This is a genomic window from Micromonospora sp. NPDC127501 (assembly GCF_040302185.1).
Lineage (GTDB): Bacteria > Actinomycetota > Actinomycetes > Mycobacteriales > Micromonosporaceae > Micromonospora.
In genome coordinates, this window is sequence record NZ_JBEORJ010000008.1 from 268,729 (window position 1) to 292,166 (window position 23,438).

At 71.4% G+C, this 23,438-nt stretch carries 24 protein-coding genes; 12 read left to right on the plus strand and 12 right to left on the minus strand.

Features of this window, described 5'->3' with window-relative positions:
- The first annotated feature begins 14 nt into the window (after nucleotides 1–14).
- Nucleotides 15–1,409, plus strand: a complete 1,395-nt coding sequence (locus ABTW72_RS20345) for an FAD-dependent oxidoreductase (RefSeq protein ID WP_350860887.1) — start codon at nucleotides 15–17, stop codon at nucleotides 1,407–1,409.
- 302 nt (nucleotides 1,410–1,711) lie between these two features.
- Here ABTW72_RS20345 and ABTW72_RS20350 read toward each other — a convergent pair whose 3' ends face one another.
- Nucleotides 1,712–2,065 carry a TraR/DksA family transcriptional regulator gene (locus tag ABTW72_RS20350; protein ID WP_350860889.1) on the minus strand — a complete coding sequence of 118 codons (354 nt, stop codon included), beginning with the start codon at nucleotides 2,063–2,065 and terminating at the stop codon, nucleotides 1,712–1,714.
- Between the two features lie 117 nt (nucleotides 2,066–2,182).
- Here ABTW72_RS20350 and ABTW72_RS20355 point away from each other — a divergent pair, with 117 nt between their 5' ends.
- Complete coding sequence (locus ABTW72_RS20355; protein ID WP_350860891.1) at nucleotides 2,183–2,773, plus strand: TetR/AcrR family transcriptional regulator; 591 nt, start codon at nucleotides 2,183–2,185, stop codon at nucleotides 2,771–2,773.
- Between the two features lie 122 nt (nucleotides 2,774–2,895).
- On the plus strand, nucleotides 2,896–3,246 hold the full coding sequence (locus ABTW72_RS20360) for a DUF1330 domain-containing protein (RefSeq protein ID WP_350860893.1): 351 nt from the start codon (nucleotides 2,896–2,898) through the stop codon (nucleotides 3,244–3,246).
- Between the two features lie 207 nt (nucleotides 3,247–3,453).
- Here ABTW72_RS20360 and ABTW72_RS20365 read toward each other — a convergent pair whose 3' ends face one another.
- Entirely contained in the window at nucleotides 3,454–4,401 is a 948-nt protein-coding gene (locus ABTW72_RS20365) for an ion transporter (protein WP_350860895.1), read from the minus strand.
- A gap of 217 nt (nucleotides 4,402–4,618) precedes the next feature.
- On the opposite strand from ABTW72_RS20365, the gene ABTW72_RS20370 reads away from it, so the two are divergent.
- Entirely contained in the window at nucleotides 4,619–5,305 is a 687-nt protein-coding gene (locus ABTW72_RS20370) for a TetR/AcrR family transcriptional regulator (RefSeq protein WP_350860897.1), read from the plus strand.
- A 93-nt stretch (nucleotides 5,306–5,398) separates the two neighbouring features.
- Here ABTW72_RS20370 and ABTW72_RS20375 read toward each other — a convergent pair whose 3' ends face one another.
- Both ABTW72_RS20375 and ABTW72_RS20380 read right to left on the minus strand, forming a co-directional pair.
- Nucleotides 5,399–5,863, minus strand: coding sequence for a GNAT family N-acetyltransferase (locus ABTW72_RS20375; protein ID WP_350860899.1), 465 nt, complete (start codon nucleotides 5,861–5,863; stop codon nucleotides 5,399–5,401).
- A 179-nt stretch (nucleotides 5,864–6,042) separates the two neighbouring features.
- Nucleotides 6,043–6,900: an SDR family oxidoreductase gene (locus tag ABTW72_RS20380; protein ID WP_350860901.1), complete on the minus strand. Its 858-nt coding sequence runs from the start codon at nucleotides 6,898–6,900 to the stop codon at nucleotides 6,043–6,045.
- A 97-nt stretch (nucleotides 6,901–6,997) separates the two neighbouring features.
- On the opposite strand from ABTW72_RS20380, the gene ABTW72_RS20385 reads away from it, so the two are divergent.
- On the plus strand, nucleotides 6,998–7,393 hold the full coding sequence (locus ABTW72_RS20385) for a winged helix-turn-helix transcriptional regulator (RefSeq protein WP_196924914.1): 396 nt from the start codon (nucleotides 6,998–7,000) through the stop codon (nucleotides 7,391–7,393).
- Here the strand turns inward: ABTW72_RS20385 and ABTW72_RS20390 are convergent.
- The gene (locus ABTW72_RS20390; RefSeq protein ID WP_350860903.1) at nucleotides 7,390–8,346 is read right to left on the minus strand and encodes a DMT family transporter; all 957 of its coding nucleotides are present in this window, start codon (nucleotides 8,344–8,346) and stop codon (nucleotides 7,390–7,392) included. The two genes, ABTW72_RS20385 and ABTW72_RS20390, sit on opposite strands and share 4 nt — an antisense overlap.
- Here ABTW72_RS20390 and ABTW72_RS20395 point away from each other — a divergent pair.
- Complete coding sequence (locus ABTW72_RS20395) at nucleotides 8,345–9,733, plus strand: aminotransferase-like domain-containing protein (RefSeq protein WP_350860905.1); 1,389 nt, start codon at nucleotides 8,345–8,347, stop codon at nucleotides 9,731–9,733. The genes ABTW72_RS20390 and ABTW72_RS20395 overlap by 2 nt on opposite strands.
- Before the next feature lie 42 nt (nucleotides 9,734–9,775).
- Here the strand turns inward: ABTW72_RS20395 and ABTW72_RS20400 are convergent, their stop codons facing one another.
- A complete protein-coding gene (locus ABTW72_RS20400) occupies nucleotides 9,776–10,738 on the minus strand; it encodes a helix-turn-helix transcriptional regulator (RefSeq protein ID WP_350860907.1) in 963 nt (320 codons plus the stop codon).
- A gap of 417 nt (nucleotides 10,739–11,155) precedes the next feature.
- Between ABTW72_RS20400 and ABTW72_RS20405 the strand changes: the two genes are divergently transcribed.
- Nucleotides 11,156–11,818 (plus strand): hypothetical protein, encoded by a 663-nt coding sequence (locus tag ABTW72_RS20405; RefSeq protein WP_350860909.1) that lies wholly within the window; start codon nucleotides 11,156–11,158, stop codon nucleotides 11,816–11,818.
- Nucleotides 11,819–12,056: 238 nt separating this feature from the next.
- Complete coding sequence (locus tag ABTW72_RS20410; protein ID WP_350860911.1) at nucleotides 12,057–13,568, plus strand: CehA/McbA family metallohydrolase domain-containing protein; 1,512 nt, start codon at nucleotides 12,057–12,059, stop codon at nucleotides 13,566–13,568.
- A gap of 92 nt (nucleotides 13,569–13,660) precedes the next feature.
- Here the strand turns inward: ABTW72_RS20410 and ABTW72_RS20415 are convergent, their stop codons facing one another.
- Entirely contained in the window at nucleotides 13,661–14,263 is a 603-nt protein-coding gene (locus ABTW72_RS20415) for a MarR family winged helix-turn-helix transcriptional regulator (RefSeq protein WP_350860913.1), read from the minus strand.
- Nucleotides 14,264–14,376: 113 nt separating this feature from the next.
- On the opposite strand from ABTW72_RS20415, the gene ABTW72_RS20420 reads away from it, so the two are divergent.
- The 3 genes from ABTW72_RS20420 to ABTW72_RS20430 all read left to right on the plus strand — a co-directional run bounded on the left by ABTW72_RS20420 (nucleotide 14,377) and on the right by ABTW72_RS20430 (nucleotide 17,900).
- Entirely contained in the window at nucleotides 14,377–15,954 is a 1,578-nt protein-coding gene (locus tag ABTW72_RS20420; protein WP_350860915.1) for an LLM class flavin-dependent oxidoreductase, read from the plus strand.
- A 63-nt stretch (nucleotides 15,955–16,017) separates the two neighbouring features.
- Complete coding sequence (locus ABTW72_RS20425) at nucleotides 16,018–16,638, plus strand: ArsR/SmtB family transcription factor (protein WP_350860917.1); 621 nt, start codon at nucleotides 16,018–16,020, stop codon at nucleotides 16,636–16,638.
- A complete protein-coding gene (locus ABTW72_RS20430; protein WP_350860919.1) occupies nucleotides 16,635–17,900 on the plus strand; it encodes an MFS transporter in 1,266 nt (421 codons plus the stop codon). The genes ABTW72_RS20425 and ABTW72_RS20430 overlap by 4 nt, the downstream gene beginning before the upstream one ends.
- A gap of 81 nt (nucleotides 17,901–17,981) precedes the next feature.
- Here the strand turns inward: ABTW72_RS20430 and ABTW72_RS20435 are convergent, their stop codons facing one another.
- The 5 genes from ABTW72_RS20435 to ABTW72_RS20455 all read right to left on the minus strand — a co-directional run bounded on the left by ABTW72_RS20435 (nucleotide 17,982) and on the right by ABTW72_RS20455 (nucleotide 21,479).
- Nucleotides 17,982–18,677, minus strand: coding sequence for an alpha/beta fold hydrolase (locus ABTW72_RS20435; protein WP_350860921.1), 696 nt, complete (start codon nucleotides 18,675–18,677; stop codon nucleotides 17,982–17,984).
- Nucleotides 18,678–18,716: 39 nt separating this feature from the next.
- Nucleotides 18,717–19,097, minus strand: a complete 381-nt coding sequence (locus ABTW72_RS20440) for a VOC family protein (protein WP_350860923.1) — start codon at nucleotides 19,095–19,097, stop codon at nucleotides 18,717–18,719.
- A 70-nt stretch (nucleotides 19,098–19,167) separates the two neighbouring features.
- Nucleotides 19,168–19,767: a DUF4291 domain-containing protein gene (locus ABTW72_RS20445; protein ID WP_350861003.1), complete on the minus strand. Its 600-nt coding sequence runs from the start codon at nucleotides 19,765–19,767 to the stop codon at nucleotides 19,168–19,170.
- A 98-nt stretch (nucleotides 19,768–19,865) separates the two neighbouring features.
- Entirely contained in the window at nucleotides 19,866–20,903 is a 1,038-nt protein-coding gene (locus ABTW72_RS20450; RefSeq protein WP_350860924.1) for an SMP-30/gluconolactonase/LRE family protein, read from the minus strand.
- A gap of 153 nt (nucleotides 20,904–21,056) precedes the next feature.
- Nucleotides 21,057–21,479 (minus strand): MmcQ/YjbR family DNA-binding protein, encoded by a 423-nt coding sequence (locus ABTW72_RS20455; protein ID WP_350860926.1) that lies wholly within the window; start codon nucleotides 21,477–21,479, stop codon nucleotides 21,057–21,059.
- Nucleotides 21,480–21,632: 153 nt separating this feature from the next.
- On the opposite strand from ABTW72_RS20455, the gene ABTW72_RS20460 reads away from it, so the two are divergent.
- A complete protein-coding gene (locus tag ABTW72_RS20460; protein ID WP_350860928.1) occupies nucleotides 21,633–23,435 on the plus strand; it encodes an acyl-CoA dehydrogenase in 1,803 nt (600 codons plus the stop codon).
- The last annotated feature ends 3 nt before the right edge of the window (nucleotides 23,436–23,438 follow it).

Below are 23,438 nucleotides of genomic sequence, written 5' to 3' on the forward strand. Positions count from 1 at the left end.
CCGAGGAGCCACTGATGAACGCTCTGGACGACCTTCCCACCATCGTCATCGGCGCCGGCCCGACCGGTCTCGCGGCTGCCGCGCACCTGCACGAACGCGGGCTGCCCTTCACCGTCGTCGAAGCCGGCGACACCCCGGGTGCCGCGGTACGCCAGTGGGGGCACGTGCGGGTCTTCTCGCCGTGGCGTTACAACATCGACCCGGCCGCCCGTCGGCTCCTCGACGAGGCCGGCTGGGTCGCCCCCGACCCGGGGGCACTGCCCACCGGCGCGGAGCTGGTCGACGACTACCTCCGGCCCCTCGCGCAGCTGCCACAACTGAAGCCACACGTGCGGTACGGGGCACGCGTCGAGGCGATCAGCCGGCTCGGCCTCGACCGGCTGCGTACCGCCGGGCGCGACACCGCACCGTTCCTGCTCCGCCTCGCCGACGGCGACGAGCTGGTCGCCCGCGCCGTCATCGACGCCTCCGGCACCTGGAGCACGCCGAACGTCCTCGGCGCGTCCGGTCTGCGCGCGCGAGGGGAGGTCGACGCGGCGGCGTACCTGGAGCACGCGCTGCCGGACGTCCTCGGCGCCGACCGCGGCCGGTTCGTCGGACGGCACACCCTGGTGGTCGGCGCCGGTCACTCGGCCGCGAACACCCTGCTGTCCCTGGCGGAGCTGGCCGCCATCGAGCCCGGCACCGAGGTGACCTGGGCCATCCGGGCCGCCGCGCCGACGCGTACCTACGGCGGCGGGGACGCTGACGCCCTCCCGGCGCGGGGCGCGCTCGGCGTACGGCTGCGTGCGCACGTCGACGCCGGACGGATCCGGCTGCGAACCGGCTTCTCCGTGCAGACGCTCACCCCGACGGACGGCCGGGTGAGTGTGGCAGTGCGGCACGGCGACGGTAGCGCCGAGTCGATCACCGTCGACCGTGTGGTCGCGGCCACGGGCTTCCGCCCCGACCACAGCATCGCCGCCGAGCTGCGGCTGGACCTCGACCCGGTGCTGGGTGCCACCCGTGCCCTGGCCCCGCTGATCGACCCCAACGAGCACTCCTGCGGCACCGTGCCGCCGCACGGCGTGGACGTACTCGCCCACCCGGAGCAGGGCTACTACGCCGTCGGCATGAAGTCCTACGGCCGGGCACCCACGTTCCTCATGGCCACCGGCTACGAGCAGGTCCGCTCCGTGGTCGCCGCGCTGGCCGGTGACTGGGCCGCCGCCCGCGACGTCCAGCTCGACCTGCCCGAAACCGGTGTGTGCAGCAGTGACTCCGCCGTCTCGGCGGGCGGCGACGACTGCTGTGGGCCGCAACCGACGGGGCGTGGACTGTCCACCGGCATCTCCGGAGGGCTGCGGTCCGCACCGATCAGCCTCATCGCCCTCGACGCCGCGCCCGCAGGAGGTTGTTGCGCCAGCTGATCACCGGTTACGACGGTGCCCGCCGCCGCACGCTCGCCCGGCGGCTACCCGGCCGCCCGGTGCCGCCGACCCCTCGCCGCTACCCGCTCCCGGCGCGGGGGGCGGGCGCGGGACGCGATGGCGCTCCCGGAGGCTTCACTGTGATGAGCGGTATACCTGTGAGGCATATTTATGACCCAGAGGTATACCGCTCGTCAGAGCGAGACGCCGGCAGCCCGTGCAGTCGGACGGTCCCCCGGAGTGGGGCTTCCTCCCGCCGGGGGCGCTGTCGGGCGGACCAACGCCAAGGCCGGCAGGCACCGTCACCGTCGGCTGGCACAGGCGACACACGTACGCGCGGACGGGCGGGCGACGAGTCGCTCGGCGGGAATCGGCCGGGCGCAGCGTTCGCACACGCCGTAGCTGCCGTCGTCGACCCGTCGCAGCGCGACGTCCAGCTCGGCCAGGCGTCGGCGGGTGGCGTCCAGAACGGCGCTGAGTTGCGCGCGTTCGAAGGCGATGGTGCTGCCCTCGGGGTCGTGCTCGTCATCGGCGTTCGACGACCGGGACGCCTCGAAAAGGCTCCGGAGGTCACCGTCCAGGGCGGTGGCCTGGATCTCGGTCTGCTCGCGCAGCCGGAGCAACTCCTCGCGGACCGCGCTGGAATCCCTGTTCATGACCGTTCCACGGTACCTGGGGGATGACCGTGGTCACATCACTGGCATTCCGAGACGACCGGTCATATCGTCGTGTCTGTCAGGCAGCCGGAACCCGGACGAGAGGAGTGCCACGAGATGCCACGAACGAAGTCGCCGGCCTCCGCCGGGACCCGGCAACGGTTGTCCGACGCCGCGTTGGACCTGTTCCACCTGCGGGGCTACAACGGGACGAGCGTCCAGGACATCGTCGCCGCGGCCGGGGCGCCCAAGGGCACCTTCTACAACCACTTCGCCAGCAAGGAGGACCTCGCCCTCGACTCGGTGGCGAGATACTCCGCGGCGATGGGGCTGGAGATGCTCGACGAGAAGCAGGGCGGCACCCCGCTTGAGCGGATCACCGCCCATCTGAGGTACATCACGGGCCTCGGCGACACCATGGGTGACCGCGGATGCCTGCTCGGCAACTTCGCCACCGAGATCCCGGCGCACAGCGATGTCCTGCGCAACGCCGTCGACGCCGGTTTCGGCCGCTGGGTCGCCGCGCTCGCCGCGGCGATCGAGCAAGCGCGGGCTGCTGGTGAACTGCACGGCGGCGAACCCGCCACTGATCTCGCCGGCTTCGTCGTCTCCAGCTACGAGGGCGCGGCAGCGCGGGCGAAGGCATCCGGTGACCCGGCCGCCCTCCGCGAGTTCTTCACGATCACCACGGCCCGGATCCTCACCTGATCCGCGTCCGATCCCAGCGGTAACCGTCCGCGTCGTTCCACCCGACGTGGCGTGTACCCAATCCAAGACGACCGGTCGTACGCCTTCGACCGGGAAGCAGCACCTGCACTGAGGAGTGAGACATGAGCACGTACCTGATCAATCACCTGCGTATCCCGGGCGGAGTGCCGACCGAGGATTCCCTGCGTTACCTGGAGCAGGTGCAGGCCACCACCGAGGCGTACGGCGCCAGGTGGCTCGTCCTGGATGCCCAGGTGCAGGTCCTCGAGGGCAGCTGGCCCGGCTCGGTCGTGCTGATCGAGTTCCCGGACGCGGAGACCGCCATGACCTGGTACAACTCGCCCGAGTACCAGGCGATCCTGGCGCTACGCGTCGATCACACCATCAACGACCTGGTCCTGGTGGACTCCGTCGGCCCGGACTTCACGGTGGCCGGCTACGCGCGTCAGATCCGGACCCTGCTCGGTCAGTGACCAGCCCTCGCTGACCTGCCGTACCGCGATCCCCGCGTACGCCGTGCCGTGCGCGGGGATCGGCTACATGAAGTTGCGGGTGTGCAGGGCGGAGAGCGCCGCCGCCTCGTCGGCCCGGAAGCCCAGGCGGACGAGTCGTCGTCGAGGCCGGCCGATGGGACCGCCGCCGACACCATCCGAACCCGTGGACGCAGCGCGAGGGTCGGATCACCGTCTGGCACGGGCGTTGTCCCGGTGGGGCCGGCCGTGCCCGTCGTCCCGGTCGATGCGTAGCTCGCGCTCCAACTCGGTGATGACCGCCCGCAGGTCGTCCAGCCGTTGGGTGAGCGCGATCCGGTCCACCTCGTCCGGTACGCCGTCGCCGTCCTCGTCGTACCCGGGAGCCAGGCGCTCGGTCATCTCCAACCGGCGGGCCTCCTCCATGGAGTTCACGATGACCGCGATGAGGATGTTGAGCAGCAGGTTGACGGTGATGACCACGTAGCTGACGTAGTAGAGCAGCGTCCATGGTGAGATCGCCATGCCCTGCTCAATGAGGTCGGGCAGCGTCTCCAGCGACAACAGCACGAACAACGTCAGCAGCGATCGGCCGATGTCGCCGTACTCCTCCGGATACCTGTTGCCGAAGATCAGCCAGCCGGCCATGCCGTACACGTAGAGCGTCACCACGGCCAGGGCGAGGAACCCGGTGACGCCCGGCAGGCTGCGCCACAGTGCGGAGACGATGGTCCGCAGACCCGGTGAGAACCGCACCAGCCGGACCATGCGGGCGACCCGGACGACCCGCAGCAGCGCCGGGTCGCCGTGCAGGCCCGGGATGAAGATCGCCGCGATCACCACGAAGTCGAAGACGTTCCAGCCGTGCCGGAAGAAGTCCTGCGGGCGTCTGCCGTAGGCGGCCAGCCGGACGACGATCTCGACGACGAACACGGCCCGGAAGAACAGCTCCAGGCCGTGCAGCGCGGTGCCTGCCGGGCTCAGGTCGTCGTACGTCTCCAGACCGAGAACGATGCCGTTGGCGAGGATGACCACGACGATGGCGATCTCGAAGGGCCGTGACCGGGCGAGCCGGTCGCAACGGTCGGTCCAACCCGAGCGGTGCAGCGGCGGTGTGGACGGACCACCCCGCTGGGCGGGCGCGGGTGCGTCACTCACCAGTCGGCCGGCTCGATGAGGCGCGCCGGGGCCGGGGCCCACCTCCGGCCGTCGTCGTGGCGGTGCGGCTGGTGTGCGGGCATGCCCACCAGCCTAGCCAAGATCAACGACGCTGCGCGACCATGCCGGTGCAGCGTGACTCGTTCGCCGCGCGTCGCCGCGATCAGTACGGCGACGAGACAAATCGCGAACGGCGTTTGCGGTTTACAGTAGGTCAGTGAGTGACACAGCCGCGAGCGGCCCCGACCGGCAGCCGATCTGGAGCAGGCCCGAACGTGGCAGCCGTGGCCCCGCTCCGGCGCACAGCCGGGACGCCATCGTCCTGGCCGCCATCACCCTGGCCGACACCGAAGGGCTGGCGGCGGTGTCGATGCGCGCCGTGGCCGCCGCGCTCGGCACCGGCGCCGGATCCCTCTACCGCTACCTGTCGTCCCGCGACGACCTGCTGGACCTGATGACCGACCGGGCCGTGGGGGAGCTGCGCCCGTACCCGCAGGTGGAGGGCGACTGGTTGGAGACGATGGTGCTGCTGGGGCGCCGGCAGTTGGCGCTGTTCGGCGCCCATCCGTGGCTGCTCGACGTGATCCACCGGCCCTCCGGCATCGGCCCGCAGAGCCTGGCCTGGTTCGACAACTGCATCCGGATCCTGGAACCCGTGCGCTGCCCCGTCGCCGCCAAGTTCGAGACCATCGCGATGATGACCGGCGTGGTGAGTCTCTTCGCACGCCGCGAGTCCGCCGCCGGGGCGTTCAGCTTCGCCGGAGTGGACCTCGCGGCGTACCCGCACCTGGTCGCGGCGTTCCGTCAACCCTCCGGACCGGCACCCCGGGCGGACCTCGTCGAACGGACCCTGCGCAGTCTGCTGACCGGCCTGCTGCTCGGGGAGTCGACCGAGGCGGGCTGACCGCCTCCGGCGTACCCGTGGGGTCTGCCGTTCTTCGAACGTCACCGGCTCGTCGGCGGCGGAAGCGGGACGGGGGAGCGCCCGTACTCGGCGTCACGTCGCGGTGGTGAGGTATCGGCGGTAACCGAGAGCGGACTGCGCGAACCCGATGGACGCGTAGAACCGGTGGGCGTCGACACGCGCGGCGTTCGACACCAGTTGGACCTTGTAGCAACCGGCCGCCGTCGCCTCGTCGAGCGCCGCCAGCATGAGGGCCCGGGCGACTCCACGACGGCGCCAGTCGGGCGCGACCACCACGTTCTCCACCACCATGTACGGTCGCGCGCCATGGGTGAGGTTGGGGGCGACGAGGGTGTCCAGGGTGCCCACGAAGGTGTCCCCGGCGACGGCCAGCAGGAGACGGCGGCCGGCTTGGGCGTGCAGGTCGCGCCAGGCGCTGGCGAGCCGGGCGGTGTCCGGCCGCGCGTCGTCGGGGGCGAGTTGCCACAGCACGTCGAAGACCAGCTCGGGGTCGTCCTGCGCCACGGCGGCGCGGACGACGAAGTCGCCGCCGCTCATCGCGCCGCCGTCGGAGTGTCCAGGTCGGACCGCACGGCGTGTCGACATCGCGGCCCGACGGGCGGGAGGAGTTGCTCATCGACGCGCCTCACCATGCCGTCGAGGATACGTGTGCGGCTTCAGCGCGTGGCGGGCGACGGCGACCGGGGCTCCGCCGCCCGCTCCGGCGATGAAACCGGTCAGGCCCGCGCGGCCCGGATGGCGTCGCGCAGTCCGGTGCTCGGCCGGCCGAGCAACCGGCTGAGGTCGTCGCTGTCGGTCGCCAGCTCTCCATTGGCGATCGAGTGGTCGAGCGCGGCGACGAAGCCGGCGGTGCCCGCGTCCAGGCCGACGTTCTCCAGGGCCGAGGCCAGGTCGGCGGCGGACATGTCCTGGTGGACGACGGTGGTGCCGGTCACCTCGGTGACGGCCTCGGCCAGCTCGTCGAAGGTGAACGCGGTGCCGCCCAGTTCGTAGACGGCGTTGCCGTCCTCCTCGCGGGTCAGCGCGGCCACGGCCGCCCCCGCGTAGTCGGCCCGGGTCGCGGCGGAGATCTTGCTGCCGCCGGTGGCGCCGAGGATCGTGCCGGACCCCAGGTACTGCGGGAGCTGGTCGGTGTAGTTCTCGGTGTACCAGCTGTTGCGCAGCACGGTGTAGGTCAGGCCGGACGCGGCGAGGACCTCCTCGGTGGCCTTGTGCTCCGGGGCGAGCGGGTTCGCGGTGGTGTCGGCCTTCAGGATGCTGGTGTAGACGAGACGCTCCACCCCGGCGAGCTTGGCGGCGTCGATGACCGCGGTGTGCTGCGCGACGCGTTGACCGGGAGTGTCGCCGGAGATGAGCAGCAGGCGGCGTACGCCGGCCACGGCGCCGGGCAGCGTCGACGGGTCGTCGTAGCTGGCCTTACGGATCTCGACCCCGCGCGTGGCCAGGTCGGCGGCCTTCTCCGGGCTGCGGACGATGGCGGCGATCTCTGCGGCGGGTACGCCGCTGTCGAGCAACTGCTCGATCACCAGGCGGCCCAGCCGGCCGGTGGCGCCGGTGACGGCATAGGTGGGCATGGGAACCTCCGGAGGGGTGGGAACGGTTCAGTAAGTACTTACTAATCTACAGCACTAACCGATAGGCGGTGTGAGATAGGCTGGTGAGGTGAGCGACATGCCGGCCCAGGACCCGGCGGGGCCTACCCAGGAATTCGTCAGCGATGTCTTCGCGCGGGGTTGCACCTCCCGTGCGGCCTTCGAGGACGTCACCTCGAAGTGGGCCTCGCTGGCCCTGTTGGCGCTCGGCGAGGGCCGCTACCGGTTCAACGCCCTGCGGCGCCGCATCGACGGGGTCAGCGAGCGGATGCTCTCCCAGACCCTGCAGACCCTCGAACGCGACGGGATGCTCACCCGTGAGGTGCTCACCGCGATCCCACCACGCGTCGAATACTCGCTGACCCCGCTCGGCGCCCGGGTCGCCGAGCAACTGCGTGGCCTCGCCGATCTGCTGGAGGCCTCGGTGCCCGAGTTGCAGACCGCCCGCGACAGCCGCGAGCGCGACCGGGGCTAGGACGATCCCGCGCCGGCCTCGCGTGGCGCCAGGACCGTCCGTGGGCTCTGGCGGATGCGCTGGGTCGCCACGACGCATCCCAGCACCACCAGGGCTGCCGCGATCGAGGCGGGGGAGACCACCTCGCCGAGCAGCAGCGCCGACCACCCCAGGGTCAGCACCGGCTGGGCGAGTTGAACCTGGCCCACCTGCGCTATGCCACCCCGGGCCAGACCCGCGTACCAGGCGAAGAAGCCCAGGAACATCGAGACCCCGGTGAGATAGCCGAACGCCGACCAGCCGAGAGCGTCGGCCTGCGGCGGACTGGCGGCGGCGGCAACGGCCGTGACGGGAACGGTGATGGGTAGCGAGAGCAGCAACGCCCAGCAGATCGTCCGAGCGCCGCCCAACTCGCGGGCGAGCGCGCCGCCCTCGGCGTAGCCAAGGCCGCAGAGCACGACCGCCGCGAGCAGGAACAGGTCGGGCAGGGTGAGAGCCCCGCCTACCGCGCCGCTGGCGCCGAGAAAGGCGAGCACCGCCAGCAGCCCGCCGGCGCTCACGATCCAGAACAGCGGCGGCGGGCGTTCGCCAGCCCGCAGCACGGCGAACACGGCCGTCATCGCGGGCAGCGCGGCGATGACGACAGCGCTGTGCGCGGAGGTCTGGGTGAGAAGCGCCAACGAGGTGAACAAGGGAAAGCCGACGATGACGCCGAGGGCGACGATCGGCAGCCGTTGCCACTGACCGCGGGTGGGCCGCGGTGCGCCGGTGAGACGCAGGTACGCCCATGCCAGCAGCCCCGCCCCGACAGCCCGGCCAAAGGCGACGAACCATGGGTCGAGCTGCTGCACGACAATGCGGGTGGCCGGAAGCGACAGGCTGAAGCCGAGCACGCCCAGGGCGCCGAGGCCGAGCCCGACGATCCGATCCGCTGTTACCGTGTTTCTGGCAGTAGCGCTACTCTTGTCCCTCATGGAGAACGGTAACGCAGCCCAACGCGTTATCCAAGATCTGCGGAGCCTCGCGGTCGCCGCCGGTCCCGGTGCCCGGCTGCCCTCGGTACGCGAGCTGACCGCCCGGCACCAGGCCTCGCCGGTCACCGTCGCCGAGGCGATCCGTCAGTTGGCGGCTGAGGGGCTGATCGAGGCGCGACCCGGCCGAGGCACCTTTGTGGCCACTCCACCGGACCAGCCGGGCGTACCTGACCTGTCCTGGCAGACCGTCGCGCTCGGGCCCCGCCGGTTCGGTCAGGATGAGATGCAGGCGCTGTTGGCGCTGACGCCCGCCGGAACGATCCCGCTGTCCGGTGGCTACCTCCACGCGGACCTACAGCCTGCCGCGGCGCTCGGCGCCGCCCTCACCCGAGCCGCCCGCCAGCCCGCGAGCTGGCAGCGTGGGCCGGTCGAGGGTCGCGCGGACCTGCGCGCCTGGTTCGCCCGCGAGGCCGGGGCGGGGCTGCACGCCGAGGACATGATGATCTGCCCCGGTGGGCAGGCCGCCCTGTCGTCCGCGTTGCGGGCGCTCACCGCGCCCGGCGACGCCCTGCTCGTCGAGTCGCCGACCTACCTGGGTGCGTTGGCCGCAGCCCGCGCGGCCGGGCTGCGGGTGGTGCCCGTGCCGGCTGACGCCGACGGGGTACGGCCCGACCAACTCGCCGCCGCGTTCGCCCGCACCGACGCCCGGCTCTTCTACTGCCAGCCCCTGTACGCCAACCCGCACGGCGCGACGCTGGCGGAGCACCGCCGGGCGCAGGTCGCCGAGGCCGTACGCGACGCCGGGGCGTTTCTGATCGAGGACGACTACGCCCGTGACCTCACCATCGACGATCCGGTCCCGCCACCACTGGCCAGCGATGATCCCGACGGTCACGTCATCTACCTGCGCTCGCTGACCAAGTCGACCGCCCCCGGACTGCGCGTCGCCGCCATCGGAGCCCGTGGCCCGGCCGGGGCTCGACTGCGCGCTGCGCGGCTGCTCGACGACTTCTTCGTCGCCGGACCACTGCAACAGGCGGCGATCGACTTCCTCACCTCTCCGGCGTGGTCGCGGCATCGCCGGGCACTGCGCACGGCCCTCCGGACACGCCGTGACGCGTTGCTGACCGCGCTACGCCGGCATTTGCCGAGCCTCGCTCCACAGTCGATCCCACGTGGCGGCATGCACCTCTGGGTACGCCTCGCCGCCGGCACCGACGACGCGGCACTGGCCGCTGCCGCGGCAGCCGAAGGCGTCGCCGTCTTCCCGGGCCGACCCTGGTACGCGGCCGAACCCCCGGCCCCGCACCTACGCCTCACCTACGCGGCAGCCGCACCCGAACTCATGGACGAGGCCGTTCGACGCCTCGCCCGCGTCCTCAGTTGAACACCGGGCACGCCTGGCTGGGTGGCGTCCTGCGCGTGGGTCTCAGGTGTTCAGCGTCTCGCGCGGCGGCACACCGAAGCTGGCGTGGTATCGCGCGGTGAACCTGCTGTGGCTGGCGAATCCCCACCGACTGGCGATCGCCGAGACCGTCTCCTGGCGCGGGTCGGCGCGTACCAGGTCGTGGTGTGCCCGGACGAGCCGGACCCGGCGCAGGTAGGCCATCGGGGTGGTGCCGAGGTGACGGCGGAAGGCGAGTTGCACCGCCCGGAGGGAGACGCCGGCGGCGCCGGCGATGTCAGCCGCGCTGATGTCCCGGTCGGCGTGCTCCTCCAGAAACGTGATCGCCCGTCGCAGCGTGGCGGTGGTGGCGTCGTTCCGGTCCGCGGCGGTGGGTTCGGTGAACGCGGTATTGGGGAAGACCGCCAGGGCCGCCGCGGCCAGCATCCGGGCGGCATTGCCGATCACCAGCGACTGTGCCCCGGCGGCCGGGCTGTTCAACACGACGTCGCGGACGAAGCTGGTGGTGTTGCGCCACTGCCGGGCGAGGGCAGTGCTGGCCGCACCCAGCTCGGTGAACTCGATCCGACCGGGCCGACGGGCCGGCGCGGTGGTGGCCACCTGCGCCAGCACCGACAGATCCAGTACGCACAGCTCCACCTCACCGGGATGCCACTGGACGGTGCACGGCTCCTCGGGCCTGGTGACGAGGAAGACCTCGCCGGGGCCGAACCGGTGGGTCGATCCCGCGCAGGAGCGACTGCCGTGCGCGGTGCGGGCGCGACCGATGACCAGCCCGCCAAGGGTGCTGGCATCGATTTCGAGGTGCCCGGTCTGTCGGGTGGTCGCGAGGGCGAAGGGAGCGGTGTCGACGCGGCGGTGGGTGAGCCGGTATCCGTTCCTGCTCTGAATGCGCAGCTTCGGGTCGTAGGTGGCGGACAGGAATTCCTGGATGGCCGACGGGTCACGGCTGTCGAACTGGTGGGTCTGCACTGACGATGACGTCATCCGCTGTCTCCGTCCGGTGAAGGTGCCGCCGGGTGGTGGAACGCGTGCCGACGGCAGGATCGGGACGTGCCGGGGTGCTCGGCGGTGACCCGGCACGTCGTTGGCCGGCGGTGGGGTGGAACGTCGCGAGCGGGACGGCAGCGACCGGTTGAGGGCGTCAGAGCTGGTCTGACCATTCACTGAGCCTGAGACGCAATATCTGTAGATGGGAATGTCACCATACGACAATCACTCGCCTGCCGCCCTGCCAATCACCTCGGTGTGTCGGCAGCTCGACTTCGTTTTCCGGCTAGCGCGCCGCATGGTTCTACGTCTGCTGTCCTAGCCACCCTCGCGGCCGACAGCGAAATCTTGTTCATGATTCGTCGGAGGACGATCGGGTCGCTGCCGGGCGGTCGACCCACGGAGGGGGAAGCGTTGGACAGTACCGATCCTGACCGCGTCGTTCGGCTGGCCGTCGCCGAGGCGCTGGCCCGGGTGGCGGACGAGGACAGCCTGGGTCTGGGCGAGGGAGACGCGCTGGAGAGGCTCGGGCGTGGGCTCCGTGAGGTGCTGCGCCGCGCACTCGACGACCGAGTGCCACTGACCACGCCGGAGTTCGTCGACCTCTGCCGCGACCTGGGCCTGCACCGTGACGCCTTCGACCTGCTGGGGCACTATCTGATGACCGCGTTGCTGACCCAGCACGTCGGACCGGACGCCCTGATCCGCGTCGGGGTGCTCTTCGGCACCGTCGGGCGCTACCTGCCCGGTGCCCGTCCGGTGGCCCACCGCAACGAAAGTCCCGCAGGACGGCGACGCGACGTGCGGTCGGACAACAGCGTCGTCGGTCGGTACCGCCGTGCCAGGCTGCCGGAGCACCTCCCCAACCCGCCGAGCTGGACCTGCACCGGATGTGGCCGCGAGTGGCCCTGCGCCACCAAGCAGAGCCAACTGCTCGCCGAGTTCGGTGGAGCGCGCGCCTCCCTCGCGGTCTATCTCGGCTCCTGCCTCGTCGCCGCCGCTGAGGACCTGCCCACGTTGCCGCTGCCCCGGGTCCGGCTCCGATTCCTGGGCTGGCTGCCGCGCGCCCGGATCTGACCGGGCCGTCGACGGGCAGGCGCCGGTCGTCGTGTGCCCTGATCCGGACAGCTCGGTGCCGGTGCCGACCGGACACTGCGCGAGCACGGGGTGACCCGCTGCTGCCCAACCCGGCGCCGCGCGCAGGTCGGGGCAGGGTGTTCATCGTGCGCACCCGCTGCGTACGGCGGTTGTTCACCGCCTTCTCCGAGGCTCCTTGATCGAAAGAGCATTCGCTTGATCGAGGAGAGGCTCTCAGGTGAGAGACAAGCATCCCGAAGAGGCCGAGCACGCGCAGCTGTCCCGGCGCAAGCTGGTCAAGTACGCGGGCGTCGGTGCCACGCTGGCCGCGGCCAGCCCACTGGTCGGGGCCGGCGCGGCATGGGCCGACGAGGACCGCCGGCCGGGTGACGACGTCAAGACCGACCGGGGTAACTCCAAGAACCGGGCGTGGCGTGCGGGCGACCACCACATCCACTCCGAGTACAGCGGCGAGTTCGACACCACGAAGTCCCCGATCGTCTTCCACAAGGGCGCGGATGCGGTCTACCCGATCGTCACCAACGCCATCATGGCGAAGAACTTCGGTCTGACCTGGGCGATGTGCACCGACCACGGTGGACCGACCCACTCGAAGGTGAACATCGAGCAGGCGTACCCCGACCTGTTGCGGTCGCGCAAGCTGGTCCCCGAGGTGCTCCAGTTCTGGGGCATGGAGTTCGACGCGCCCTCGCTGGACCACCACACGCTGATGATCCCGCGCCACGAGGACGAGGCGAAGCAGCTCTTCGAGCTGGAGAGCCGGTTCGCCAAGTACGACGCGTTCCCCACCGACCCGGCCCGCGACACCGAGGCCAGGATGGTGGAGTTCCTCAAGGTCGCCCGGGGCATGCCGCACAAGCCGCTGGTGATCGCCCACCACGCGTCCCGTTCGGCGCCCGGTCTCGGCGTCTACGGCCAGGACACCCCGCGCGAGTTCCGCAACGGCAACAACGCCGCGCCGGACGTCTACATCGGCTTCGAGGGCGCGCCCGGTCACCAGGCCGGCCCGCTCAACGGTGGCAAGCGGGGCGGCTACGGCAACCACCCCACCTACGGCGGCTTCGACCAGATGACCGCCCGGGTCGGCGGCCTGTGGGACTCACTGCTCGGCGAGGGCCGGCGCTGGTGGATCACCGCGACCTCGGACTCGCACGTGCACTGGACCCGCGGTGGCTCCGACTTCTGGCCGGGCGAGTACAGCAAGACGTACGTGCACGCCCGCCAGGACTACGGCGACATCATGGACGGCCTGCGCAACGGCCGGATCTGGGTCACCACCGGTGACCTGATCCGCAGTCTCGACGTCACCGCCACGTCCCAGGGCAGGACCGCCGAGGTGGGCGAGACGATCACCGTGAGCCGTCGTAGCCGTACCGATGTCGAGATCGAGATCACCTTCCGCCCGCTGGGTGGGGCGAACGCGAACGGAGACCGTCCCGAGGTCCGCCGGGTCGACCTGATCGTCGGCCAGATCACCGGCCCGAGCGCCAGCCTGGACGCCGACACCAACCCCACCACCACTGTGGCGGCCCGGTTCGGCCCGCGGGACTGGCGTCGGCAGGGCGACAGCTACGTCATCCGGCACACCTTGCGCAATGTCGAGGCGGACACCTACGCGCGGGTGCGTGGCACCAGCACCGACGAGGCCGAGCCGCTCGCCGACGGGCTGGAGAGCCCGTGGGACGACCTGTGGTTCTACTCGAACCCGATCTTCGTGCACGTGCGCTGACCGAGTGCGGTAGCGACATCGCGGGCCTGTCCGGCATCGCTCGACGGACGACGTCGGGCGGTGCGGGGCGGGCCCGTTCCGCTGCATCCAGGTCAGTCGGGCCTGCTGCGGCGGGCTCGGGGGGTGGCGGTCCGCCCGCTCCGCGCCGTCGCGGCGCCGGTCCGGCGCGCAGCGGGTGCCGCCGTCGCCGGATCGGCCTGCACCTGTGTCACCACCTCGCAGAGGTCGCGTAACGGGTCCACCGCCTGGGCCGAGCAGGCGACCTTCTGGAGCAGTGACCGCAGCGTCGCCGACTCGGCCGAAGTGAGCGCCCCCAGCAGATGCGACTCGACCCGCCGCAGGGCCGACCGCCGCTGCTCCCAGGCGGCACGGCCGGCGTCGGTGACCTCGACCAGCCGGTTGCGTCGGTCGGCCGGGTCCGCGCGCCGGGCGACGAACCCGGGCCGCTCCAGGTCGTCGATCAGGTACGTGAGGACGGTGCGGTCGATGCCGATCTCCTCGGCGATCGCGCCCTGGTTCCGGGCCGGCCCGTTGCTGGCCGCGGTGAGCAGTTGGTAGCCGCGCGGGCCACCGGGGAAGTCGGTGAGCGCGTGCTCGGCCGCCCGGACGTAGCCGCGGAAGACGATCCCGAGCATCCAGCCCAGGTCGTCGTCGAGCGGATCGGGCCGGTCCGGCCGGTGAGTGGCACCCGTCATGCCCCGACAATAGCGCAGTGAGTCAGACCTTGTTGGCAGAAGATGTTCTGTGTGGCATAAGGTTAAGGTCGCGACGCATCGTCCGAGGCGTCGAGTTATCGGGAGGCTCGCAGATGAGCGACTACGGCCACGATCTGGTCTTCGGCTCCTTCGTCACGCCCAGCGCTGACAATCCGGGCCGTGCGGTCGGTGTCGCCGTCCTGGCCGAGCAGGTCGGGTTGGACCTGGTCACCTTTCAGGATCACCCGTACCAGCCGGCCTTCCTCGACACCTGGACGTTGCTGAGCTTCGTGGCGGCCCGCACCAACCGGGTGCACCTGGCGGCGAACGTGACCAACCTGCCACTGCGTCCGCCGGCGGTGCTCGCCCGCAGTGTGGCCAGTCTGGACCTGCTCAGCGGTGGCCGGGTCAACCTCGGCCTCGGGGCGGGGGCGTTCTGGGATGCCATCGAGGCGATGGGTGGCCGGCGGCTGACCCCCGGCCAGGGCGTACGAGCGCTGGAGGAGGCCATCGAGGTCGTCCGTCAGCTCTGGGACGTCGAGACGCGCGGCGGGGTGCGGGTCGACGGCGAGTTCTACCGGGTGATGGGTGCCAAGCGCGGCCCCGCTCCGGCCCACGCGGTGCCGATCTGGCTGGGTGCGTACAAGCCCCGGATGCTCCAGCTCACCGGTCGTCGGGCCGACGGTTGGCTGCCCACGCTGGGCTACCTCCAGCCCGGTGACCTGGCCAAGGGAAACGCGATCATCGACGACGCCGCGCAGCAGGCCGGCCGGTCCCCGCAGGACGTGCGTCGGCTGCTCAACATCGCCGGAGAGTTCTCGGCCGTCGGGCGCGGCCCGCTCAACGGGCCCGCCGACCAGTGGGCCGAGGAGCTGGCCGAACTGGCACTGGAGGAGGGCGTCGGCACCTTCATCCTGAGCAGCGACGACCCCGACGACCTGCGCCGCTTCGCCGGCGAGGTGGCCCCTGCCGTCCGCGAGCTGGTCGCGGCCGACCGTGACCGGGGCGCGGCTCCGGAGCGTACGCCGGAACCCGAGCCGGAGCCGGTCGCTGCGCCGTCGGTCCGGGCGAGCCGCGCCACCGCGACCGGTGGTGCGTTCGCCGTGGTGCCGACCCCGGACGACGGCGTACGGCGAAGCGAGCAGCAGGTGTGGGACGAGTCGACCCGGCCGACCGGGCCCGCGCCCGACCCGGAGCGCACCTACACCCCGCAGGAGCAGGCCACCGGCGCGCACCTCGTGCAGATCCACGACGGCCTGCGCGCCGAGCTGGCCCAGATTCACGACCTGATCGAGCAGGTGGCGGCCGGTGAGATCGACGCCGGCGCGGCCAGGTCCCACATCAACACGATGACCATGAGGCAGAACCGGTGGACCCTCGGTGTCTACTGCGAGTCGTACTGCCGCATCGTCACCACCCACCACACGATCGAGGACCAGTCGTTCTTCCCCAGGTTGCGGGCACGCGACCCCCGACTCGGCCCGGTGGTCGACCGGCTGGAGCAGGAGCATCACGTCATCCACGACGTGCTGGAGGGTGTCGACCGGGCCCTGGTCGCGTACGTCGGTTCTCCGGACGGCCTCGCGGAGCTGCGGGCCGCGGTGGACCTGCTGACCGACGCCCTCCTGTCGCACCTCAGCTACGAGGAGCGGGAGCTGGTCGAGCCGTTGGCGCGGTTGGGCATCGCCTGATCGACGCGTCGCGGCGGCGGCTCGGGGTTGCCCCGCTCTAATCTGAGAGACTACTCTCGAAACATGTCTCTCAAGAATCCGTACGGGGATTTCGAGATCAGCGAGCCGCAGGCGCTACGGGCGTTGGCCCACCCGGTCCGGTTGGCGATCCTGGAGCACCTTCAGCGGCACGGCCCGGCCACGGCCACCGGGCTCTCGCCGCACGTCGGCGCCACACCGTCGGTGGTCAGCTGGCATCTGCGGCACCTCGCGACGTTCGGTCTGGTCCTCGACTGGGACGGTGCCACGAGCAAGCGGGAACGCTGGTGGCAGGCGGCAGCCCGAGGCTTCCGCTTCACGGTGCCGGAGGGCACCGAGGGGCAGTCCGCCGGCCAGCAGCTACGTGGCGAGATGTTCGCCCGCAACGCCGATGCGCCCCAGCAGTGGCTGCTGCACGAGGAGCCCCGGCTGGACCCCGAGTGGCGCGCGCTGGCCGGCATGGCCGACACGCGGTTCGTGGCCACCGCCGACGAGCTGCGGCAACTGGAGGAGTCCATTGAAGAGCTGATCGCCCCGTACGTGCGGCGCAAGGAGGGGTCGGCCCCGCCCGACGCGCGGATCGTCCGGATGCTGCGCTACCTGCTGCCCGAGCCGGTGGACGAGGCCCCGGCCGAGGCCGGCGACGACGACGCGGCCACGTCGTGACCGCCGCCACCGACGTCCCCGCCGACACCGGGCCCCCGCCGCCCCTGCACCGCGACCGGCGGTTCCGCACCTTCTGGATCAGCGAGACGATCTCCCACTTCGGCGATCGGATCAGTGAGCTGGCGCTGCCGCTGATCGCCGTCACCCTGCTCACCGCGACACCCGTGCAGGTCAGCATCCTCACCGCGCTGATCTGGCTGCCCAACCTGCTGGGCCTGTTCCTGGGCGCCTGGGTGGACCAGCGCACCCACAAGCGGCGACTGCTGATCATCGCGGATCTGATCCGCGCCGCCGTGCTGCTCAGCCTGCCGGTGGCCTACCTGTTCGACGCGATCACCCTCACCCAGCTCTACCTGGTGGCACTGCTCACCGGCTTCGGCGCGGTGCTCTTCGCCATGGCGCGTCAGGCGTTCTTCGTCGGCCTGGTGCCGCGATCGGCGTACGTGGACGCGAACAGCAAGATGAGCATGAGCCGGTCGCTGTCCTTCATCGCCGGCCCGGCCGTCGGCGGTGGGCTGGTCCAGGCGCTCAGCGCGCCGATTGCGATCGTCGTGGACGCGGTCTCCTTCCTCGGCTCCGCGCTGCTGCTCAGCCGCATCCCGGTGACCGAGCCCCCGCCCCCGCCGCGTCGGACGTCCACTCTCGGCCTGGTCCGCGAAGGGCTCGCGCTGGTGCTGCGGCACCCGGTGCTACGGGCCGCCCTCGGCTGCACCAGCACGGTCAACTTCTTCACCTTCATCGCCGGCGCGCTGCTGGTGCTCTACGCCAGCCGCGAACTCGACCTGTCGGCCGGCGCGATCGGCATCGCCCTCGGTTTCGGAGCGCTCGGCGGATTCGCGGGCGCGGCGCTCGCACCTCGGGTCTCCCGCGCCATCGGTCTGGGCCGTACCGCCATGATCGGTGCGGTGCTCTTCCCCGCGCCACTGGCGCTGACCGCGCTGGTGTCCGGACCCACCTGGACGAAGGTGGCCATGCTGGCGGCCATCGAGCTGGTCTCCAGCGTCGGGGTGATGCTGATGGACGTGAACCTCAACGCCCTCCTCATCGCCGTGACACCCGACGACGCGCTGGGACGCCGGGCCGGTGCCTACAGTGCCGTCAACTACGGCATCCGACCCCTCGGCGCGCTGGTCGGCGGTGCGTTGGGCACCACCATCGGGCTGCGACCCACCCTGGCCATCGCCGGCCTCGGTGGCGTGCTCGCCGTGCTGTGGTTGCTCGCGTCACCGGTGCGCCACATCCAGACCATCGACGCCGCCTGACGGCTGCGGCGGCGCTTGCCGGTGCCGTCGTCAGCCGCTCGGTTCGCCTTGGCCTGGGTCCGTGGCCCAGGCCAGCGAAGGTCAGGCGGCCTCGGCCAACAGGATCCGGGCCAGCTCGGTGGGCTGGGAGAACATCGGCCAGTGGCCGGTGTCCATGGTGACCAGTCGCCAGCGGTCACTGGTCAGCAGTTTCGCCACCGTGTCGTTGGGCTCCGGCCCGTCGAGAAGGCACTTGACGTACGTCGCCGGCAGCTCACCCAACGGCCGGGTCAGCACGGCCGGCTCGGTCAGTGTGGCCCCCGGATGGGGTGTGGAGCCCTCGATCAGCCGGGCGACCTGCTCGTCGGTGAGGCCCTGACCGTCGAAGTCGGCTGCGCCGAGCGGAGCCCAGTAGCCGTTGTTGTCGGCGATCTGCGCCTCGAAGGCCGCCTGGCCCTGCCACCAGCCGGAGGCGAACGACCCACCGTCGACCGGAACCTCGGAGTCCACGAAGACCACCCGGCTCAACCGCTCGCCGATCCGCTCGGCGGCCTGACCCACCGGAATGCCCGAGTAGCTGTGCCCCACCAGCACCACATCGTGCAGGTCGCCGCGTTCAACCTCGTCAACGATGTCCTGCACGTGGGTCTGCTGCCCGGCGGGCACCCCCTGCTTCTCGCCGAGACCGGAGAGGGTCAACGCGTGCGTGCCGTGGCCGGCCGCCCGAAGTGGTGCCACCACCTCGTCCCATGCCGACGATCCCAGCCACGCCCCCGCCACCAACACGAAATCAGCCATGGCCGGGAGCCTAACGCCGAGCTGCGACAGGTCGGCTGGTCACGACCAGGTGCGGGCCTCGGCCTCGAACACCTCCGGTGGACTCGCCACCGGAAGCACGCAGAGCAGGTGGCCACCGGGCGCCCGCAGGATCCGGCACTCCAGCCACTGCGACACCTCGGTGGCACCCAGGGCCGTCAACCGTCCGGTCTCAGCTGGCACGTCGTCGGTTTCGATGTCGAGGTGGAAGCGCGGCGTATCGTCGACCGCCTGGATCGCGGTGACCAGCCCCGGCAGTGCCTCGTGCAGGCCGACGAACTGCGGCTCGGCCGGATCGGACCGGGTGCTGACGCCGAGCGCCGCCGACCAGAACTCCGCCGCCCGGGCGGCCTCCGCCTCGGGAGCGTCGATCAGCAGCGCGTACACGCGGCTTCGGTGCATGCCGGCCAGGATATCGAAGATGTACATGTGTTGCTCGACGCGGCGCGTGCCACGCGGTGACCGCGAAGGGTCAGCCGGTGGCGTCGAGGTGGGCCGCGATCCGCCTCGGCAGCGGATAGCTCCGTTCGGCCGGCAGGTGGTCCGTGGCCGCCCGCACGTCACGGGCCCGCACCAGTTCCCGTACGCGGTGGACAGTGGGGGTGATGTCCGTGACGCTGACCGTCCAGTCGTCGACGTACCGGGCGACGGCTTCGCCGGACAGTCCGACCTGCACGGACCGGTAGGGCAACGCGCTCAGGTGCAGTGTCCGTTCCGGATCCCACTGCACCCGTACCGGGCTGGCCTTGAGTTGCCGCGACCAGGTCGCCCGGTCACCGTGCAGGCCCTGGTCGTAGTGACTCAGACAGGCTCGCGCCAGCGCCCACTCGAAGCCCTCCCGCGTGATGTCGATGGACAGCACGCGCTCCTGCCCAGGCTTGGTGGCCCACCCGCAGCGGTACATCATCCACAGGAACGACGGCTTGATCCAGGTCATCCGGTCACGTTTGAAGGGGGCCACGAAGCGACCGGCGGCCACCGCCGGCAGCGCGATCTCCGGTGGGTACGCCTGGTACACGGTGATCGTGTCGGCCGAGAAACGAGCACGGATCTGGCGGGCAGGAACGGACACCCCGCGATCTTCGCCCATCGGACCGCATCCTCTCCACCGGGATTTCGTACCCCGGGGCCGGGGGAGACCCGGTGCGGACCGGCGGCTGGATTGAGCACTCAGGCGTGGTCCCGGGCGGGCGGCCCGGTCTCAACGGGCATCCGGTAGATCTGGACCGGGTATTCGACGGCCGAGACCCCGCCGTTGAGCCCGGCGGTCAGGTGCAGCTGGGCCGCCGGCATCCAGAGCCGGGCATCGGCGTCGAGCCACATCGCGTCCACCCAGGCCAGTCGGGGGTCGGCGACGAGTGTCCGTACGCTGCGGTCGGGTGCGAGGACGAGGACCCGCCGTCGTTCCAGGTCGCTGAGGTAGATGGTGCCGGTGGCGTCGATGGCCGTGCCGCCGGTGCTGGGTGTGTCACACCAGCCTTCGACGCTCCGGGCCAGTTCGTCGGCGGACACCGACGGGTCGTCCAACCAGCGGGTGGCGATCCGGGACATCCCGCCGGAGGCCGGCTGGTAGTAGAGCCAGCGACCGTCCGGCGACACCTCCAGCTGGTCCACGTGCAGGCGTACCTCGGCGCCGTCCGGGTCACGCAGCGCGCGACCGTCGGCGACCACCGGGCCGCCCGCCGTGCTCGGATGCCCGTCCAGCACCCGTCTCGACCGACCCGAGTCGAGGTCGAGCACGATGAGGCCGGCCGCCCCGGCGTCGCTGAGATACGCCAGCCGGCCGTTGAATCGGACGTCGTCGACGTAGCTGCCCGGGTGTACCGCCTCGTCGAGGTGGTAGACCCGCTCCACGTGGTCGTCGTCCGGGTCGACCGCGATCAGCCGAGCGCCGCCCGGCACCTGCGCGCCGCCGATCCGCGGCGACCCCGAGTCGACGATCCACAACCGGCCATCCGGGCCGGCGCGCAACCCGTTGACGTGCACGAACGCCCCGCTCGGCGGCTGGTCGGCACGGTTCCACGCGGCGTCGGGGTAGGGGACACGGCGGCCGTCCGGCAGCGCCTCCACCACCTGCGCGCCGGGCCGATCCGCCGACGGGTAACTCAGGAACACCCGATCGCGCACTGTGGTCACCCCCGTGCACACCCGGTCTTCCTGGAGCACCGGCGTCAACCGGCGACTTTCCTCGGTGTGCAGCGACGACATCGACCTGCTCCTCACCCGCCCGGCGGCGCCTCGGCTTCAGCCGGTAACCGACGGCTACGGCCGTCCGGCGCGGTATCCCCGGAGCGTGCCGGCCGAAACCGCCGGTCGCAGGACACCGCCGGCGCTCATCCGGCGGCACTCTGCCCTCGGCGCTCAGCCGATCGGCGGTGCCGGGGGGCCGACCCGGGCGGCGAGCCGCTTCGGGGCCATGACGCAGTAGCTCTCGGTGAGCAACTCACCCACCTCCTCCCAGTCGGTGTTCCCGTCCAGGACCATGCCCATCACGTTCGGACTCCAGTCCGGTTTGTAGAAGGGGTGCCCCGTGGCGAGGAGCCCGGCGATCTCGTCGAGTGGCGACCGGAAGGTCAGCAGGCAGGCCGGCTGGTCGAGGGCGGCAGCCCGTGCGTGCACCGGCTGGCGATCGGGGTCGACGGTGAGCACGTGGGCGATGGTCCGCTTGCGGACCCGCCAGCGGGTGCCCACCCAGGCGGGCTCCTCGTAGGTCTCCGGCAGCCCGAGACAGATCGGCCGCAGCCGGTCGAGGACCTCGGGCGGAACGTCTCCGGGTGCGGTCACGGACAACGACGCTAACCGGTCGGTGTGACAAGTTCCGCTCGTCCAAGCCCGCCCGGGCCGGTGGTGCGCGCCCTGCCGATCCGCGAGGATGGGCGGGGCGACAGTGGGCCGTCGCCCCGGCCCGACCCGCCCCCGTGCCCGCTGAGGAGTGCCGTGCCGTCCACCCTGCTCTCCCGCCGTGACCTCGACTTCCTGCTGCACGAGTGGCTGCGGGTGTCCGAGCTCGTCGAGCGCCCCCGCTACGCCGAGCACTCCCGGGAGACCTTCGACGACGCCCTGGATCTCGCCGAGCGGGTGGCCACCGAGCAGTTCGCCCCGCACAACCGCGCCGCCGACCTGGCCGAGCCCACCTTCGACGGGCAGCGGGTGCGGCTGATCCCGCAGGTCCGTGCGGCGTTGGACAGCTTCGCCGAGACGGGTCTGCTCACCGCCGGGTTGGACGCCACGGTCGGTGGCCTGCAACTGCCGCACGCCGTCGCGGCCGCCTGCTTCACCTGGTTCCAGGCCGCCAACGTGGCCACCTCGGCCTACCCGTTCCTCACCCTGGGCAACGCCAACCTGCTGCTGGCTCACGGCAGCCCCGAGCAGGTGGACACCTACGTCCGACCCATGCTGGACGGCCGGTTCTTCGGCACCATGTGCCTGTCCGAGCCGCACGCCGGCAGCTCGCTGGCCGACATCACCACCCGTGCCGAGCCGCAGCCGGACGGCACGTACCGGCTCTTCGGCACCAAGATGTGGATCTCCGGTGGCGACCACGAGTTGGCCGAGAACATCGTCCACCTGGTGCTGGCGCGCATTCCGGGCGCGCCGCCCGGCGTCAAGGGCATCTCGCTGTTCATCGTGCCGAAGGTGCTGGTCGGCGCGGACGGGTCGCTCGGCGAGCGCAACGACGTGGCGTTGGCCGGGCTCAACCACAAGATGGGGTTCCGGGGCACCACCAACACCCTGCTCAGCTTCGGCGACGGGGCGCACACCCCGGCCGGCCGCCCCGGAGCGGTCGGTCACCTGGTCGGCGCGCCGCATCAGGGCCTGGCGCAGATGTTCCACATGATGAACGAGGCCCGGATCGGGGTCGGGGCGGGCGCCACCGCGCTGGGCTACACCGGCTATCTCAAGAGCCTGGCGTACGCGAAGGAGAGGCCGCAGGGCCGGCCGGTCGGCGCGAAGGACCCGGCCGCCGCGCAGGTGCCGATCATCGACCACCCCGACGTACGACGGATGCTGCTGGCCCAGAAGAGCTACGTGGAGGGGGCACTGGCGCTGGTGCTCTACTGCGCGCGGTTGCTCGACGAGCAGAAGACCGCCCCGGCCGAGGCCGACCGGGAGCGCGCGCACCTGCTGCTGGACGTGCTCACGCCGATCACGAAGAGTTGGCCGTCGCAGTGGTGCCTCGCCGCCAACGACCTGGCGATCCAGGTGCTCGGAGGTGCCGGCTACACCCGCGACCACGACGTGGAGCAGCACTACCGGGACAACCGGCTCAACCCGATCCACGAGGGCACCCACGGCATCCAGGCACTGGATCTGCTGGGGCGCAAGATGATCATGCAGGGCGGCGCTGGTCTCACCCTGCTGACCACGACGATCGGCGACACGGTCGAGCGGGCCCGCAAGGTCGGGGGAGAGGCATCCGAGCTGGCCGACCGGCTGGCCGCCGCGGTGGACCGGATAACCGCGGTCACCCGTCGACTGTGGGCCGACGGTGACCCGGTGCTCGCGCTGGCCAACGCCAGCGCCTACCTGGAGGCCGTCGGGCACGTGGTGATCGCGTGGATGTGGTTGGAGCAGGTGCTGGCGCTGCCGGCGGAGGGTGCCGGCGACGCGTTCCACGCCGGCAAGCGGCAGGCCGCCCGCTACTTCTTCACCGTCGAGTTGCCCCGGACCGGCCCGCAGTTCGATCTGCTGGAGAGCCGGGACCGCACCACGCTCGACATGCGCCCGGACTGGTTCTGACCG

Bases quoted from the DNA above. Each gene is read 5' to 3' on its own strand.
- ABTW72_RS20345 (WP_350860887.1), top strand. From the start codon at position 15: ATGAACGCTCTGGACGACCTTCCCACCATCGTCATCGGCGCCGGCCCG.
- ABTW72_RS20350 (WP_350860889.1), bottom strand. From the start codon at position 2,065: ATGAACAGGGATTCCAGCGCGGTCCGCGAGGAGTTGCTCCGGCTGCGC.
- ABTW72_RS20355 (WP_350860891.1), top strand. From the start codon at position 2,183: ATGCCACGAACGAAGTCGCCGGCCTCCGCCGGGACCCGGCAACGGTTG.
- ABTW72_RS20360 (WP_350860893.1), top strand. From the start codon at position 2,896: ATGAGCACGTACCTGATCAATCACCTGCGTATCCCGGGCGGAGTGCCG.
- ABTW72_RS20375 (WP_350860899.1), bottom strand. From the start codon at position 5,863: ATGAGCGGCGGCGACTTCGTCGTCCGCGCCGCCGTGGCGCAGGACGAC.
- ABTW72_RS20380 (WP_350860901.1), bottom strand. From the start codon at position 6,900: ATGCCCACCTATGCCGTCACCGGCGCCACCGGCCGGCTGGGCCGCCTG.
- ABTW72_RS20385 (WP_196924914.1), top strand. From the start codon at position 6,998: ATGCCGGCCCAGGACCCGGCGGGGCCTACCCAGGAATTCGTCAGCGAT.
- ABTW72_RS20395 (WP_350860905.1), top strand. From the start codon at position 8,345: ATGGAGAACGGTAACGCAGCCCAACGCGTTATCCAAGATCTGCGGAGC.
- ABTW72_RS20390 (WP_350860903.1), bottom strand. From the start codon at position 8,346: ATGAGGGACAAGAGTAGCGCTACTGCCAGAAACACGGTAACAGCGGAT.
- ABTW72_RS20400 (WP_350860907.1), bottom strand. From the start codon at position 10,738: ATGACGTCATCGTCAGTGCAGACCCACCAGTTCGACAGCCGTGACCCG.
- ABTW72_RS20415 (WP_350860913.1), bottom strand. From the start codon at position 14,263: ATGACGGGTGCCACTCACCGGCCGGACCGGCCCGATCCGCTCGACGAC.
- ABTW72_RS20420 (WP_350860915.1), top strand. From the start codon at position 14,377: ATGAGCGACTACGGCCACGATCTGGTCTTCGGCTCCTTCGTCACGCCC.
- ABTW72_RS20425 (WP_350860917.1), top strand. From the start codon at position 16,018: ATGTCTCTCAAGAATCCGTACGGGGATTTCGAGATCAGCGAGCCGCAG.
- ABTW72_RS20435 (WP_350860921.1), bottom strand. From the start codon at position 18,677: ATGGCTGATTTCGTGTTGGTGGCGGGGGCGTGGCTGGGATCGTCGGCA.
- ABTW72_RS20440 (WP_350860923.1), bottom strand. From the start codon at position 19,097: ATGCACCGAAGCCGCGTGTACGCGCTGCTGATCGACGCTCCCGAGGCG.
- ABTW72_RS20450 (WP_350860924.1), bottom strand. From the start codon at position 20,903: ATGTCGTCGCTGCACACCGAGGAAAGTCGCCGGTTGACGCCGGTGCTC.